Origin of the sequence: Pseudomonas sp. BF-R-01, from assembly GCF_019946615.1 — a bacterium.
Taxonomy (GTDB): domain Bacteria; phylum Pseudomonadota; class Gammaproteobacteria; order Pseudomonadales; family Pseudomonadaceae; genus Aquipseudomonas; species Aquipseudomonas migulae.
Genome location: NZ_JAGYFX010000057.1, coordinates 1 through 15,797, shown reverse-complemented (window position 1 = coordinate 15,797; position 15,797 = coordinate 1). Strand labels below are relative to the sequence as shown.

Annotated in this window: 11 protein-coding genes; 5 read left to right on the top strand and 6 right to left on the bottom strand. The window is 51.7% G+C overall.

The features are described from left to right. The first annotated feature begins 86 nt into the window (after nt 1-86). The 3 genes from KGB27_RS20080 (at nt 87) to KGB27_RS20070 (ending at nt 3,574) form a co-directional block, all read left to right on the top strand. Nucleotides 87-1,415: a tyrosine-type recombinase/integrase gene (locus tag KGB27_RS20080; RefSeq protein WP_223556003.1), complete on the top strand. Its 1,329-nt coding sequence runs from the start codon at nt 87-89 to the stop codon at nt 1,413-1,415. A 906-nt stretch (nt 1,416-2,321) separates the two neighbouring features. After that, nucleotides 2,322-3,302: an integrase domain-containing protein gene (locus KGB27_RS20075; RefSeq protein WP_223556000.1), complete on the top strand. Its 981-nt coding sequence runs from the start codon at nt 2,322-2,324 to the stop codon at nt 3,300-3,302. Continuing rightward, entirely contained in the window at nt 3,299-3,574 is a 276-nt protein-coding gene (locus tag KGB27_RS20070; RefSeq protein ID WP_223555997.1) for a hypothetical protein, read from the top strand. Before KGB27_RS20075 ends, KGB27_RS20070 begins: the two co-directional genes overlap by 4 nt. A 324-nt stretch (nt 3,575-3,898) precedes the next feature. On the opposite strand, the gene KGB27_RS20065 is transcribed toward KGB27_RS20070, so the two are convergent. After that, a complete protein-coding gene (locus tag KGB27_RS20065) occupies nt 3,899-5,764 on the bottom strand; it encodes a DUF4209 domain-containing protein (RefSeq protein WP_223555994.1) in 1,866 nt (621 codons plus the stop codon). Between the two features lie 506 nt (nt 5,765-6,270). Here KGB27_RS20065 and KGB27_RS20060 point away from each other — a divergent pair. Then, complete coding sequence (locus KGB27_RS20060; RefSeq protein ID WP_223555991.1) at nt 6,271-8,316, top strand: hypothetical protein; 2,046 nt, start codon at nt 6,271-6,273, stop codon at nt 8,314-8,316. Nucleotides 8,317-8,571: 255 nt separating this feature from the next. Here the strand turns inward: KGB27_RS20060 and KGB27_RS20055 are convergent, their stop codons facing one another. After that, nucleotides 8,572-11,871 (bottom strand): VPA1262 family protein, encoded by a 3,300-nt coding sequence (locus KGB27_RS20055; RefSeq protein ID WP_223555988.1) that lies wholly within the window; start codon nt 11,869-11,871, stop codon nt 8,572-8,574. 994 nt (nt 11,872-12,865) lie between these two features. Beyond that, nucleotides 12,866-13,108 carry a DUF6290 family protein gene (locus KGB27_RS20045; protein WP_223555985.1) on the bottom strand — a complete coding sequence of 81 codons (243 nt, stop codon included), beginning with the start codon at nt 13,106-13,108 and terminating at the stop codon, nt 12,866-12,868. Between the two features lie 504 nt (nt 13,109-13,612). Here KGB27_RS20045 and KGB27_RS20040 point away from each other — a divergent pair. Then, complete coding sequence (locus KGB27_RS20040; RefSeq protein ID WP_223555983.1) at nt 13,613-14,134, top strand: DUF6124 family protein; 522 nt, start codon at nt 13,613-13,615, stop codon at nt 14,132-14,134. On the opposite strand, the gene KGB27_RS20035 is transcribed toward KGB27_RS20040, so the two are convergent. From KGB27_RS20035 to KGB27_RS20025, 3 genes are read right to left on the bottom strand one after another with little or no spacing between them, the layout of a single operon-like run. After that, nucleotides 14,085-14,795, bottom strand: a complete 711-nt coding sequence (locus KGB27_RS20035; RefSeq protein ID WP_008024998.1) for an SDR family NAD(P)-dependent oxidoreductase — start codon at nt 14,793-14,795, stop codon at nt 14,085-14,087. The two genes, KGB27_RS20040 and KGB27_RS20035, sit on opposite strands and share 50 nt — an antisense overlap. Before the next feature lie 42 nt (nt 14,796-14,837). Then, nucleotides 14,838-15,494, bottom strand: a complete 657-nt coding sequence (locus KGB27_RS20030) for a DsbA family oxidoreductase (RefSeq protein WP_223481387.1) — start codon at nt 15,492-15,494, stop codon at nt 14,838-14,840. Then, complete coding sequence (locus KGB27_RS20025) at nt 15,491-15,712, bottom strand: tautomerase family protein (RefSeq protein ID WP_008025002.1); 222 nt, start codon at nt 15,710-15,712, stop codon at nt 15,491-15,493. The genes KGB27_RS20030 and KGB27_RS20025 overlap by 4 nt, the downstream gene beginning before the upstream one ends. Between the last annotated feature and the right edge of the window lie 85 nt (nt 15,713-15,797).

The window sequence follows — 15,797 nt, the reverse complement described above, 5'->3', positions numbered from 1 at the left end:
ACCCTCCGTCGGGATCCAACAAAATCCCCCTTCCCCGAGGGTATGTTAGGGGTACTGCGATTTCCCGGTCAGGAGCGCGTACCCCTATGCCACGTCTAGCGATCCCCCTCAGCGACCTGCAATGCCGCACGGCCAAAACCCGCGAACGCGCCTACAAACTGTTCGACGGCGGCGGCATGTACCTTTTCGTCAAACCCAATGGCGTGAAGACCTGGCGCTTGAAGTACACCAAGCCCAGCGGCAAGGAAGGCACGCTCATCATCGGCAATTACCCCATCGTTACCCTTTCCGTCGCACGACGTAAGCGAGACGAAGCCAAGGCGTTGCTGCTCGACAACCTCGATCCAATGGAAGAAAAGAAAAAGGCCAGGATCGTAGCCCAGCGGGCGGCACTGCTTTTCGAAACCGTTGCCCTAGAGTGGCACGCCGATATGTCCCGCCGCTGGACCGAAGGCCACGCAAAAACCGTAATGAGCCGACTGCGCACCCACGTCTTCCCGCTGATCGGCCAACGCCCCATCGCAGAACTCGATACCCACGACCTGCTAGAAATCACCCAGCGCATCAAGGAACGCGGCACCATGGATGTGGCGTTAAGGGTACAGAACTACTTATCCACCATCATGCGCGGGGCCAAAAGAGCCCGGCAGATCACCATGAATCCTGCACTGGATCTGGCAGGCTCGATTCACGCGCCGCGCACAGTCCATCGCCCCGCCCTATCCCTCAACCGCCTACCCGAACTGCTACACCGCATCGACAACTACAACGGTCGCGAGCTGACGCGCCTTGCCGTCCTGTTGACGTTGCATGTATTCGTCCGCTCAAGCGAACTGCGCTTCGCTCGATGGAGTGAGTTCGACCTTCAACGCGCCATGTGGGAAATCCCCGATACGCGCGCACCGATTGAAGGGGTACGCAACTCCACACGCGGGACCAAGATGAACGGCGACATTCAAATGGTCCCGCTATCGCCGCAGGTCATCGAAATACTGGAGCGCCTGCGCAGCCTCAGTCGCTTTTCAGAGTTGGTGCTACCGGGCGACCACAAGTACTGGAAGCCCATGTCCGAGAACACGGTGAACACCATGCTCCGCAACGTCGGCTATGACACCAGCAAGGACGTGTGCGGCCACGGCTTCAGGACCATGGCCTGTAGCGCCCTGCTGGAGTCCGGGTTATGGACCGACGCAGCCATCGAAAGACAAATGAGCCACAAGGAACGCAACCGCGTGCGCGCCGCGTATATCCACAAGGCCGAATTCCTCGAACAGCGCAGGCTGATCATGGCGTGGTGGAGCAACTACATCGACGCCAACCGCCATGGGCATGTGACGCCCCACGAATTCGCTCACCCAGTCGGCGACAACATCACGCCCCTACAAAATAGCCGTGGCGCATCCAAACGTGGGTAAGCCTATGAGATCACCGTTGTCCGCCCTTCCACGCGGGTCCATCCAAGCAGGGCTGCAAAGCCGCCCTGCTTGGATGGACCTCATTTAAAAAATCTAAAGCCCACGCAAACTGTCTGTGGAAAACTACTGATTTCCACCGGTGGATAATTTCATCCACAGCCGCAGAACTCCCGATAATTCGAGCCTTGACCCAAATTATCCACAGGCGTAGAAAAGATCGGGCAAAGCGCTGTCGTTGACAGCAACCCAGGTAGCCAGAACCTTTAAGGCTACGCCACACCGTGGCGGTTCTCCCAAAGTGCGATTAGCGTCCGGCGGCTCGCACGGTCACAGCGATGTGATGGATGCCTACTTTTACCAGTGTGCCCACTGCGGCAACTCATCCCCTTTCATAGCTGCCCTGCAGCAACCTATCCGCTTGGCCATTTCCTTGCGCCAACCTGCGCCCGTCTCTTTCTTCCGGAAAGAGACGGGCGCTCCTACCGCTGCTGCAGCCCAACTCGTACAAGGCTTTGCGGCATTTCCCCTCGCGACAATCGGCGTGACAAACACCGAAGTCACCAGCAACAGCGATGCAGATGATGGTGCCGCAGCCCACGGAATGGACTGCACCTGACTGACAGTCAGGCATGCCCCGGTCATCGCATCACTGCCTTCACCTGACTCAGGATCTCGCGGCGCCGGTCTCGTCAGCCAGCGTAGCCTCCACCCGCCCACTTCTGCGGAAGTGTTCAGGAGGCCAGATCATGAGATGTCCAAGCTCCCGGTCGTAAAGAGCCGTCAGTCCCGCGTTAGTGGACAACCCTCACAGGTCGCAGGGGCCTTGATCCCTGATAACACTCAACATTCTTGGCGGGATGACGTGGGGAAAGTTTCAAAGGTTTTGGCTTCGAGAGGAGTTTGATCATGGCATTGGTAGGTAAACGTGACGGGCGCAATTTTGGCTACGGCCGTCAACTGAGTTATGCCGGGCCACAGGCGCTACGTGATCTGTTTGGCGGCGGGCATTACGGGACGGTCAAAGCACACAGTGATCGTTGGCTGGCGTTTGTACGCTGGTGTCGGTCGGAGGATGGCCCGGGAATTAATGACGCACGGCAGATTGATCGGCAGACCTTGCTGGATTACGCGGAGCATCTGCGTCACCTGGTTGAGCGCAGCGATCTCGCCATCGCCACTGCGCAAAACCGATTGTCCAGCGTCAATCGGACCCTGGCAGCGCTTCGCGGTGATCAGTATGTGAAAGTACCGAGTCCGAGCAAGGCGCTAGGAATGCGGCGCACCAGTGTTCGTCGTTCGGTGCCGCAAGGCCAAGACCGCGAACATGTGAAGAGGGTCGTAGAGGTGCTTTGCGCACACAAGCAGCCGCGTGCCGCGGCCATCGCTCAATTAGCGCGAGCCACCGGCATGCGCTTACGTGAGGCCATTTTGGCAGACCTTCCGCGCTTAAAACGTGAGGCCGAACAATACGGCAAGATCAACATCCAGGATGGCACCAAGGGGGGCCGCTCAGGTGCCTCGGCACCTCGCTGGATCAGGGCGGATGATCATATTCGCGAGGCGCTGAGATTCGCCGAACAGGTCTCACCCGACGGTAGCCGCAACCTACTTGCACCGAACGAAACCTACCTCGATTTCCAACGGGGAATCGTCCGTCCTGCACGGGACATCCTCCATCAGTACAACCTCAAAGGCTTCCACGAATTGCGGGCAGCCTATGCGTGCGAACGCTATGAGCAAATCACCCACCATCCCGCCCCCATCAACGGTGGCCATTGCTATCAACTCGACCGACGTCTCGATCAGGAAGCCCGAGTACAAATCAGCTATGAGCTGGGGCACAACCGTATCGTCGTGGTGGCCGCTTACATTGGTGGTCGCGCATGAGCACGGCATTCGATATGGATCTGTTCCTGGCGGGCGTCCTGACCGGGTCGCATACCACGCGCCAACGCCACTTGCGTCAGGCGAAGGCCATCCAAACAGCGATCGCTGAGCGCTGGCAACGGGACAATCCATGGACTTGGCAGAGAAAACACCTTGCGTGGTTTTTGAATCGCCACCTAAACCAGCACACTGAATCGACGCACTATTACTATTTGCTAACCATGCAATTGCTCACTCATCGCCTAGGAAAATCCTGGCAGTTCAACCACTAAACGAAGGTCAGAAAACGGCCGATTGTGTTGAAAAAGTCGATCCTTCCAGACTGCCCACCTACTGACTGCTGAAAACGCCTTTTTTCGCGCAGCTATGCGAAATCTGAGCCCGGAATCCTCTGCTCAAAGTAAAGATTTCAATCTCAAGCGCGTACTTTTCTGCCGTGGAAACCATGGCCGACTTTTTCAACACAATCGGCCAGAAGCAGCCACTCACGAGCGACCGTTTCCGACCCCGAGCTGCGGATGGTGATCGTGTCAGGCGGACGCGAACCATTTACGGACGGCGATCAATGTTGCATTCGATCCGGCTAGGTTCTCGGATTATTTGTCATCTGGAAAGTCATCAATATCCGGCTTTGACGCTTCTTCAGGCGATGCTGATGCGGCCCCTGTCAGCATTGAATGAACTATGAGTCGAAGGATCATCCACCAAGCATAAATCGTAGCAATACTGGATGCAGAGTCATCGTTCAGTAATCCATGAGCAACGTCGTTCCGTAGGTTGAAGCCCAATGCTTCTGTGAAAACGCTCTTAAGTTCGAAAGTTAAATCTTCACCAAAAACTTTAAGTGCCTCGGGTAAATCCATAAGGGTGCTCAGACCATTTTCGTTTTCAATACCTTCTTTATCAATGTTGCTAGTTTGTGCGCCGGCTTGTTTTAATCGAGTTCTAACTATGTGTTCAACCTGCGGACATAACAGATGGATGGCATCTCCGAACTCAAACTCGAAGCCGCACCATAATGCTGAGGCAAGGAGAGAAATTCGTTCCTTGGGTACAATTGGTGAGCAATAGCAAAGTTTTTCTAAAATATCTTTTGTTACCCTATGCTCCATTAAAATTTGATTCAGGGCTGGAAGAATTTGACCTTCGACTACCAGCTTAATCTCAATGGAAAAAGTCTGCTGAATCTGTTGGATTAGCACCCGTTGATTGGACGGGTCATCTTCTCCTGCATGCAGGTTCATTGGCGGGGTTTTTGCGACAACTCTTCCATCGCTTCCTATCTGGCTCGATCCAAACAGCGCGCTAATAAAGTGATCTTTTATCTTTTCTTTGGAGCCGGATTCTAACTTGCAATAGCTAGGGCCGCTATAAATCCCTGAAAAATACAAAACGGCCTCCGTTACATTGCTCTTACCTGAAACATGAGCTTGAGAGGACTTGACAATTTCCGTGATATCTATGCGATCTGTTGTCACTAGATGCATTTCATCCAATGAGGCTTGCCCAGAGATTGTGATTTTAGTCCGGATTGATCGAACTCTCTCCTCTACGCAGTGTTGGACTCGATTCTTTACTGGTATACGACGATATGCCTGAATGGCATTTTCATACAGCATGTTCGCAACAAGACTGCTGGTCTCCTGACGAATATCGGCCTCTTTTTCAAAACAGTCTGCTATTGAGACTAGGCACTCTAGTCGGCCTACTTCATTCTTGATCTGCTGATACTTTTTGGTGGCTAACTCAAAGTAACTTCTCGCAGAAGTAAAATCCCCCTTCTCTTTTAGCTTTTGTCCGGACGCAAATAGATCGGTAGTAATCCTGTCAGCTAATTCGCTGCCTATTTTCAACTTATCCAGCAAATTCGCGATCCACAACGACATAAATATGCTGCCGGCATGGTCCTTGGAAAACTCAGAGAAAAGCCGATCTCTGATTTCGTTGAGTCTTTCAAATTCTTTAATTTGAATGCAAAGTCGTCCGGCCCGCTCCCAGCAAGAGTCGATATCTAGTCGCCAGTTTTCGGCGCAAATCGGCAATGAAATGTACGCATCTATTGCAATTCTGGCATGTTCTGGATTTTTGGGTTTCTTGCATAGCCATAACAAGTCAGCCAGTCTCGCTATTAACCATGGATTATCAATGTCGTTCAAAATGCTCTCAAAAAATGCTAAATTTTCTTCTGAGAAGTCATCAGGAATGGCAGAGCGCGTTTGGTTCTGGAAGTTTTGAAAGTATGGTTTAAAAGGTTCATTAATGCTTTTTGGCTCAATCATCATAGACGATGCGCGGGCTAGCAGTTCAAGAATTTGTGCGTGTTCCTGCTGGCCAGACTCATGCTTTTGTCTGGCAAGACTTTGAAAGCTCTGCATGATAGATGAGTAGCCATAGTGATCCTCAGCTATTACGGCGTGCTTCCAGTCACATTCACTAAACTTCTCGCGGGTATAAGCACTCATGCGATCCTTGCTCCAATAACAAAAGCCTAGTAGATACTAAAATGAAGGGGTTTTGGTATAAAAATTCATGTAGTCGATTGCTCGCTATCGCGAAGGGCTCCAGTCTACCCATAGCGCACGTCCTTCAAACCTACTCCCTTGGCATCACGCCGCTTTTGCCAGGCAGTAACTTATTGAGGTAGAGACACCTGCAATGCCTGATTCTGGTCGATAGCTACCGCTCGCGAACGATTGCTTTCGCCTAATAGCAGGCAGTGGAGTTTTTGTTACTGTGTCAATGGGGATCGCAAGAGCATCTAAGATTCGATGTGTCGAGCTTTGGGTTCGCAGGCAGTTTTCTCCGGTATCGAGACATTCGTTTGACTTGAGCATAAATGAATAATTAAATATCGGATTTGGCGCGGAGATATCTTGATTCTGCAACTGCGACAAGTGTTATCTTGTCTCAAAAAACAGATATCTAGTGAAAAAATAATTTAAATTTATTGGTTTGGAGGGTGGCGTGTATGGATGCATTGATCGAATTGTTTGAGAAGGATGATGTATTTTGGCGAGCAGATAGCAGTAAGTCTGAAGGAGGATTGGCATTGTCGGGAGAGTGCTCAATGCTTGGGAATCCCAATTCTAGCCAATGTGTTAATGAAATAAAGAATAAGCTAATACTGATCCTTCAAGGGCACGCCCTGACCGGACACGAATTCGCTAATGTCATCAATCATCTTTCATTGCTAAAGAATTTATCAAAAAGCCAGGGGGGCGCACTATCATTTGTCCAATGTATCCGCCAGCTTTCGGGTGTGTTGCCAGGGTATACGGACTCTAAAGAAGCATGGTGTGAGGCCAAAGATTTGATTGATCAATATCTCTGTATTCAGCCCGATCTAATACCTTGTGAAATTCCAGGTATGGATGAGGATAAACTGATCGCAGAGTCGATTTTGTATCTCAGGAAATTTGGTTATGAAGTCAACGTTCGCCGCGGTGTGGCAGTCATGTCCCTGCGCAGTGAGGCTGAATTGCTGGGAAGGCTAAAGCGAGAATTTAAAAAACTTGGCGGACATGCCGTCGACATGGTGCTGAGCGTTATTAGTGAACATTATAATTTTCCAATGCAGCGTTTTTTCCTACGCCCCGAGCCAAGTATTTCGACGCCATACGTGCGAGAGGTGCCGTGGGGGTATTTGTTCAATCTTGCGCTGACGGAACTCCATCAGCAAAGAGTGGCAAAGAATAAAATCGAGATTTTTGCAAGATGCGCTGAACTCTGTGCTCATTATTTTTGTATTCAGCGAATTCAAGTTTTTAGCAAAATTCAAGATAGCTACCACCGGCCTGATACGATATTGGCTGGGGTGCAAAGAAATATTAGTTTCGATCAACATTTTTCGATTGATCAGCTTTCGAATAAGCATGCAATAGCAGTGGTTAAAGGAATCTTTGGAAGTCCTTTATTGAGTCAAATTGAAGTTGATGTCAAAACGTATATTGAAATTTTGGAATGGGTCTCTAGTCGTGCTAGCCACGCGGCACCGTTTCACTTCTCTTTAGCTCGAATTTATAAAGAATTAATGGGGCGTGTATCATTAGCTGACTTGAAAGACGCGTTGGCAACGTTGACATTTTCTACTGAGTCAGTTAATGCTCAGTACCTCATGCCGAACGATATTAGCAAACGAAACTATTTCGAGCGGCCCTTCATTGCCTATGGTACTGATTTTATCTATGTCAATCCCGCTTTCTGTAGCTACGGTTTTTATAGTGCCTTATTGAGGTTGTATCAGGGCAAGGGAGTGAATGGCTCGTTGCTGGGTCAGGTGGCTGAGCAGTTTGTTTATGAGGCTTTAACTTCAAGGGGGATTAAGGTTTTAACGAACAAGACATACAAAGTTCCATTGTATGTTCGAAAGGAGCTTGAGATTGAAAGCAAGTCTAGGGAGTGTGATTTTATAATTGAGTCTGAATCTGCCGTGTATTTTGTTGAGTTGAAAAGAAAAACGTTGACATCGGAGGCTCGGTCCGGGAATCAGCTAAAATCACTCAAGGATATATCTCAGTCATTCTTGCATGCTTTAGTGCAGGCGGGTATTCATGAGTACACTCTGCGGCGCGACGGGATTTTAACATTTACCGACGGTGAGACTGTTTCTTTAAATGGTCGAGATGTTATTCGGGTTTCACTTTCGATGTTTGGTTTTTTCGGAATACAAGATAGTTTCTTTATCAATCAGATGCTGTCCAATCTTGTAGGTTCGCAAATTCAAGATCCTGTTGATAAGGTAGGGCAGGAGGTTAATGAGTATTTGCGGAATATTCAATGTCAGTATCAGTCTGAGATATTTTCTTCATTGTACGGTCATTATGCGAATCCTTTTGTAAATTGCCGTTTTATGAGCGTGCCTCAATTGCTCGAGGTCTTAGAGGATGCGAAGGATAACGAGCAACTTCACCAGCAGTTGGAAATAACAAGGCGAAGCGGGACAGGTTGTAAGGACTGGTTTAAAGACTATGAGTTTCTTCGAGGGTTGCTGCGTGGTCAGAAATTATATTCATAGGATAATCGTCAGTAATTGGTAACGCTTCATGCCTGAGAAGCAGCTCTGGAAAATGACAGTCTATGGCAGCGACCCTGGTTGCCGGATTTTTTTCAGAAGGAAGAGCTTCCGGGTTTATGTCCGCTATTGGCCGATAGTTGCCCGACGAGAGGGCTGCTAACGAAAAGCAGACATAGCATGCCGGAACCATTACAGCTGCCAGGACGACGAGGGTGTAAGGCTGAATCTTGCAGTTCAGCCTTTTTCTTAAGTTAATCAGCTGTTGATTGCAGCAGCGATGGTGTCAAGTAGCCGGTGAGTTTTGATTTGGTCTGGATCGCCCATCAGATACTTCGGGAGCTCGCAGCTCGTCAGGGTCTCCCACTCCGAAACCGAGAGTCGCTCAATCAACAATTCGCTATCCTTTACAAGTCGCTGCAAAGGTTGATTTTCGTCCATGTGGATTAATGCAGCGATTCGGCGGGCAAGGGCATAAAGCCAAAGGTTGACCTCATGCGCTCGGATGTACGATGTCCAATCGACCTGTGCGCTCAGTGGCTGACGGATGGTCCGAGCAAGATTGTTAAAAATCTTGGAGATCTCACCTACGATGTACTGCAGATCTGCTGGTGCAAGGTGCGCACTCATCGTAGCAAGCTCGTCGGTGAAGGCACCATCGCCATCAAATTGGAAGTAAAGCGAACCGCCTTTGAGTGCAGATTTCCATTGGTTGGTAAGGTCTCCCAACCACTCACGTGAAACTTGCGCAATATCGATGATCTTTAGCTTAAGCATCGGGATCAGAATTGACTCTAGTATCCAAGGTGTGAAGTGATGCAGCTTTCCAAGGCGACCCCGCATAGGCCGGAGGATGGCTCGCAGTTGTGCATTGCTGATCGGAGTCTCGATTGAAGAAGTAAGCTTGACAACTAAATGATGCTTGGTTGAAGAGTCGGAATAGTTGGCCTCGTTGATCAGCCAGCACAACGTGGTTTGCTGATCATCGGATTTGATCAGGTCGAGCAAGCCAAGAGTATCGACCGTGCATGTTTCGGCGTTGATCGCATCTTTGTAGGCATGGACACCAATCCAGACCGGGATGCTCGCCTTACATCCCAGTAATGCACCAATTTGCGCTGGGTGTTTATCGAATGCGAGTGACATGCAAATGAGCCGCAGTGCCTGGACGACTAGCGCACGCCTGCGAGAATTCTCGTCCATCGGACTGGAGCATTCCTGATTCAGCCAATGAATAAGCGTCTGAGGTGCCTTCCACCACAGAATCTTGATGGCGTAATAATCGCTCCAAGCGGTATCTGTGGTTGAGTATCCAAAAACTCGTTCAGGATTGTCGTTGGAAAGTAGAAGTTCTTCGAGACTTTTACGTTGGTAATAATCAAAGTCTAGGTGGCTCTTTTTGGCCTGTGGCGCCAATGCGCCTGACCGCGTTGGGTTCAGATGCGTAAGCAGGTTTCCCACTACCGAATCCGGTAAGGGGGTCTTGTCTCCGTTGTAAAACTGACCAGCCTGCGAATGAGCCAATACGGTTCCTAACGCGTCCCATGCTGAGTGGAAGTCCGGGAGTAACAGCCCATTGCCCCAAAATTTTGCGGGAATACTCCCGAAACGTTGTGGGTCCAGCTTGCCCTCTATTAGGTTCCCTTTAGCTTGCATCAGATCTTGCAATTCCGCTCCTGAGAGACCAACTAGTTCTGGATCATCCAGCCACCACGCCAATACATCCCCTGACCGTGTTTGATCGGTATAGGAGGGACGGCTTAGCTGTGTGGGATCGGACTCGACCTCAAAGTTTTCGTTGCTAGAGTTGAAAATGAGCTTCGCTGTAGGCTCTTCCCGGCCGTCCGTGTGCATAGTGCTCTGGATGATCCTGTCTGCAAATTCGAAGACATGTGGCAACACGTCAAGCGGAATAGGAGTGGCCAACAATGGATGATCAATGTTGGCTCGCTGTATAGAGTTGGACAAGTGGTAACCGGCAATTGGCCTTCCGTTAGCCGCTCGGACCAGAATCATTCGGTCGTGAAGTTTTTTTTCCGGGACAGCAAGTACCCTAAGTTGGACGTTACCGTAGTAGCCCTTGCCCCAACCAGCACAGCTACCCAGCAGCCTCTGGATACGATTTGGTTCACCTGGCTCGCCCTTGGAGTCTTCAGCGGACAGTTTCTCAGTCGTAATGATGAGATATTCGCTGGTAGCAGTGCCAAGAGTGTTGAGCAGGTCGATGCCCACGTTTTCCATGTACGGATCAATCCAAGCAACCTGAGCGTCATGATGCTGCTCAAAGATCTTTCGAAGCCAATCGGTCAATTGCAGGCGGCTAGTTCCGCGACTCACCGACAGCGTCTGGAAGAAGCGTCCGTTGGAAGACTTTGGCAACAGCGAGCCTACCTCGTCCTCAATCATCCGACTCTGAGTGACCCAAGGATCATCGGCGTGTCCGCCGATCTCGGAGCGGTTCGGTCGATGAGTTCGACCAATACGCCCCGCAGCGTCGAGCTTGGCTTTCTCGTTCTTGGGAACCTGTCTTGCGAGCCAGTCCATGCGATCGGTTGAGCGAATAGACTCGACGACGTGCATATTCATGTTCACGCTGCGAATGTAATAGGAGCCAGTCTGCAGCACTAGGTGCGACTCCTCCCCGTCAGCACCTATAGCGTAGATTTCCAGGCTGTACGCGGTAGCTACTTGGTTCTTGAAGGTGTCGATAGCAAAGATATGGTCGATGGGATACGCGACATCCCGAGAAAGGCGAGTGATGTACGACATTTGCGAGGCACCGTCGTTGTAAGAGTTCACTACTACCAGAAGCTCCGTAGGATCCCGCGTTAGAGGCTCGAATAGCTTGAGCGACGAGCTCTCTCCTCTGAGCTCTAGGTGGAATTTCAGGCGTTCGCTCTTGGTCAGACCAGGCACGCAGACGAACTCGAAATCCCCAAGACGCCAAGCGTCCAATGTACTGAATTCCATGCCCGTGTCGGCGTCCAATGCATCACACGCGGCCTTGGCAAGCTTACTCTCGGACTCTTCTGTGGCAACGAAGAGTGAAGGTTTGCTCGGCGAAGAGGCAGCACCAGTATTTGCGCTAGCAAAGCTCGACGGACTCAACCGATTAATGTGATGGAAATACAAGTCACGACATGGAAAATGCATCACTGGCCGAGCAATGGGGTTGCCACCAAAGTTGACGCCTACGACGACTTCAGCCAGTTTCGCATCAAGCGCTATACCTGCCAGCTCGCTCGCTTCCCGAAGAGAAGCGCCGCCTAGAAAGCTACGGACAAATGCTGTTAGTTTGTCAGCCGACGTATGAAGCGTCAGTGCGTGAGTTTTAACAGTGCTGTTTCCTCCCAGTGGGATTCTACTGCTGGTCGTCCCCGTCCACCTATCTGCACGGAAGGTACCTGGCAGAGAACGCCCATATAGAAATTTTACCTCGCTCGTATTCTCGCGCTCGATCTCCATTATCCACAGTTGCGTGGTACTCAGATTTTCGGTGTCGCCGAAGAGATCGTGCAGCCTAAAGTCAGACGCTAAAGAGTCGAAGTTGGCAGTCATCTTACTTCCATTTACTGAGAGACGAGGGAGTCATTGGCTACCCAGCCTGGGAGTTGTGAGTGGATAGCTGACACAGCAGGTGTTTAAGGTGTAGGAGCAGATACAGCTAGGATGGAGCGCACACGCGTTGCCCAAACCGGAGTCCTCCCCTCCGCATGGTGAGTAGGGTGCGTAGATATTGGAAATCCGGACTACGAATATTCGTTGGTCGAAATAGTCCTTGGCAAGCAGCGTCTTTCACTAGACCCCGGCCCTTCGCGATTGGTAGCTTCTGGCCCAGGCTGTGTGAAAACGTATGCGCCGTTTTGAACTCTGCGTTGCTACGTAAAATCTGCCAGCGTTTGGTTTATCAGTAGACCGGAAATTTGCGTAGGAACGCGATTTTCGTTCCAGACCTGACTGTAAAACCTGCTGCAAAACGTTTTCACACAGCCTGGGCCGTCTGCGGCCTGTCGCCACGGCAGCTTTTGGCGAACTCCTGCCTATTCTCTACGGAGGGGATGATCGACAACGTTCGAATTCAGGAGGTTTACCATTCCGTATGCGGCTCTGAATTTCTTGCAGACCGACAACGTGCTGACATCTAAAAAATCCCGAGTTCGATTCCACCGAACGCCATAACTAGCTGATTTATTTATAGTTACTAGTTGGGGTACGCCGAATTTTCCAGCGAACTCCAGACGCCCGAAAAACCTAGTCTCGCCGAAACATACCGTTCGTCTGGTGCCGCACCATACAAAACAAAGCCCTAGTAGAAATACGAAGGCTTTGTTGTTTCTGGGGTTTGCTCTCACCACTTGGTACGAGGGGTTGCCGTGTGTGAAACCCCCGAGGATTTGCAGGCGATCACCGCGTAACCGGTAGGGAATGAGATAGGACCAATTGGGTACTGCCCATACGCGTGTGTCTCTGACTCGACCTTTCCGGCCCAGGGCTGGAAATACCAACAGCTTGTCTAGCTTCTTCCAGGTTTTTGAGGGCTTTTTCCAGCTACTCAACCCGCATTCCTGCTCCAGCGTCGGGCGCGCATCGCCGCTACCTGATCATCGGAAGCGAATTTACCCTGATCTGCCTCCTCTACCGCCAGTTCGATCTGCGCAGTCAGTGTCCTCTCGTGCTCGATGTAGTCGCGAAGAACGTCCGTCGCCAAGTGGCTCACACTTTCGCCATTCATCCTGGCCAGATCGGCGAGAGCGTTTGAAAGGTCTTCCGGCAGGTTCAGGGATACTTCGGTCATGGTTGCCTTGATAGCGAACGTTGGTTGGGCATCATACCGTCGTCGCCCGAGCACACCGATACAGTTCAATCGGTGGAACATCGTCGGAGATTTCCTAATCGCTCGGTGGAAATACTCCCTTGAAAGGCTTGTACGTGGGATGTACAGCTTGTTTGGAGGTGCTTGTTTAACGCTGATTCGCGTCACTTCCTGAAAGCTACAAAACCTTGCGGCTTTGCCTACAGTTACCCCAGAATCCGCCGGCTTGTGCGGCTATTGCCCGGGTTCTATCGTGGACCTGCCACTGCTCATCAGTGGTCGGGTTTAGCGGCCCGCGTTCCATCGGCTGCAAGTGCACCCATCGCACAGGCGTTTCAATGCCTTCGGTTTGATGGTGGCTGCACGTAGGGCGCCCTCGGGCGCGCCGGCTTTTGCTGATGGTCCCCGGTCCGCTAACCTGCGTGCAGCTGCCACCCTTTTCGATTAGCGGCGGAAAGGGTTGGCACCCGACAGGACTATCAGCATATGCGTAAGGTAACCCCTGATCCCCCGGATGCAGAAAACGCATCTCCGAACGAAAGCCCCGATACACAAAAGCCCGATGAAGCGACCAACCGCGACGACGATGATCACCACGCCTCCATCGCAGACATCAAAGCCATCCCGCGCAAGCCTTCCACAATGTTCATCGCCAACCCGAAAGTCGATGTTCAAGAACTGCTGGGCTTTTCAAGCGAGGCGCTGGCGTCCGCCTGCGTGATCATCATGGATCAGGCAGACCGAGAGACGGGGACAAGTCGCAACACCCTGCTGGGCGTTCACCTGATCATGTCCGCAGTAGAAATCTCAGTGAACCGTGCACTGGACCACCTCGACCCAATTGAATGGAACGCAGCACGTAAAAAACCACAGAACGGCGTCGGATTCATTTTCGACTATTCAAAACAAAGCCCTCATACGAGGGCTTTGTTGTTTCCGCAGTTTGGAAAAGCCGGTCTTAGTGACCCGCGCTCTGCCCACCATCCACATGCAGGATTTCGCCGGTAACAAAGTTGGCGCTATCCAGATAAACAACCGCCTGAGCAATGTCGCTGATCTCGCCCATGTGCCCGACCGGGTGCAGAGCGCCCAGCGCTGCGTGGGTTTCTTCACCGTGCATCGGGGTCTTGATGATGCCTGGGGAAACCGCGTTGACCCGAATCCCGCGCTTGGCGTATTCGATGGCCAGGGATTTGGTCGCCGCGTTCAAGCCGCCTTTGGTCAGCGAAGCCAGTACCGATGGCACGCCGTCGATAGCGTGGTCGACCAGGCTGGTGGTGATGTTGACGACGTGGCCGCTGCCTTGTTTTTCCATCTCGGTGATGGCGAGTTGGGTGATGTAGAAGAAGCCATTCAGGTTCACCGACAGCACATTGGCGTAGTCTTCAGCGGTGTACTGGGTGAACGGTTTGGCGACGAAGATACCGGCGTTGTTGACCAGGGTGTCGACGCGGCCAAAACGTGCGATGGCTTCGCGGATCACTTGTTGAGCGACTTCGGGGTTGCCGATGTCGCCGGCCACGGTGAGGATGTCCGGATCGGTGGATGGCTTGATTGAACGGGAAGTGGCGACAACTTTGTAATCCAGATCACGGAACGCTTTAACCATGCCTGCGCCGAGACCTTGGGAGGCGCCAGTGATAACGATGACTTTTTTCGAATTGCTCATGATGAACCTCTACTAATAAATGATGGTTTGAAAAGTAAGTAATCAGGCTTCGGCGGGTTCCTTCGCCATTTGTCTCAACATTTGCTCGTAGTACTCGACCGACTGCGAACCGGACACCAGGTGCCGACCGTTGAGGATCATGGCCGGTACCGAATTGATGCCGTGCTGCTGGTAAAAAGCTTCAAGTTCACGCACTTCTTTGGCGAACGCTCCGGACGCCAACACCTCTTGAGCCGCCGCTGCATCCAGCCCCGCTTCGGCTGCCAGTCGAACCAGCGTCTCGCGATCGCTCGGGTTCTGGCCGTCGGTGAAGTAACCGCGTAGCAGGATCTTCTTCAGCGCAACTTGCCGCCCTTCCTGTAACGCCCACAACAGCAGGCGGTGAGCATCAAAGGTGTTGTAGAAGTGAGTGCGCTTCTCCAGGTCAAACTTGAAACCGAGTGCTTCACCACGAGCGATCTGCATCGCTTTGCCGGAGGCGACGTCTTCAGCGGTGCGCCCGTATTTGCGCATCAAGTGCTCGACGGCTTTCTCGCCTTCAGGCGGCATGTTCGGGTTCAACTCGAACGGCTTGTAGGTCAGCTCCACCGAGACTTCACCCGACACGTTCTCAATCGCCTGCTCTAACGCCGTCGCGCCCAATGCACACCAAGGGCACACCACGTCGGAGACGAAATCGATGGAGACCGACGCAGTCACGACTTGCCCTCCTTCTCAGCCAGTTGCTTGCGGTACTGGGTGGTAGTGATCCCGGCGTAGCCCCAGTTATCGGTGTCGACTTCCTCGATCACGATGTGGGTCAGGTGTGGGTCCTTCTTGAGGACGCGTTCCAGTGTTTCAGTGATTTCAGCGATCACCTGAGCTTTCTGCTCAGAGGTAACGCCATCGCGGGTAATGCGTACGCTTACAAAAGGCATGAGGAAGATCTCCAGTGACCTGCTCATCGGGATGATGGGTAGGTGTTGGAGCTCAATGTAGGAGTTTGGGGGGTGGGGATAAAGG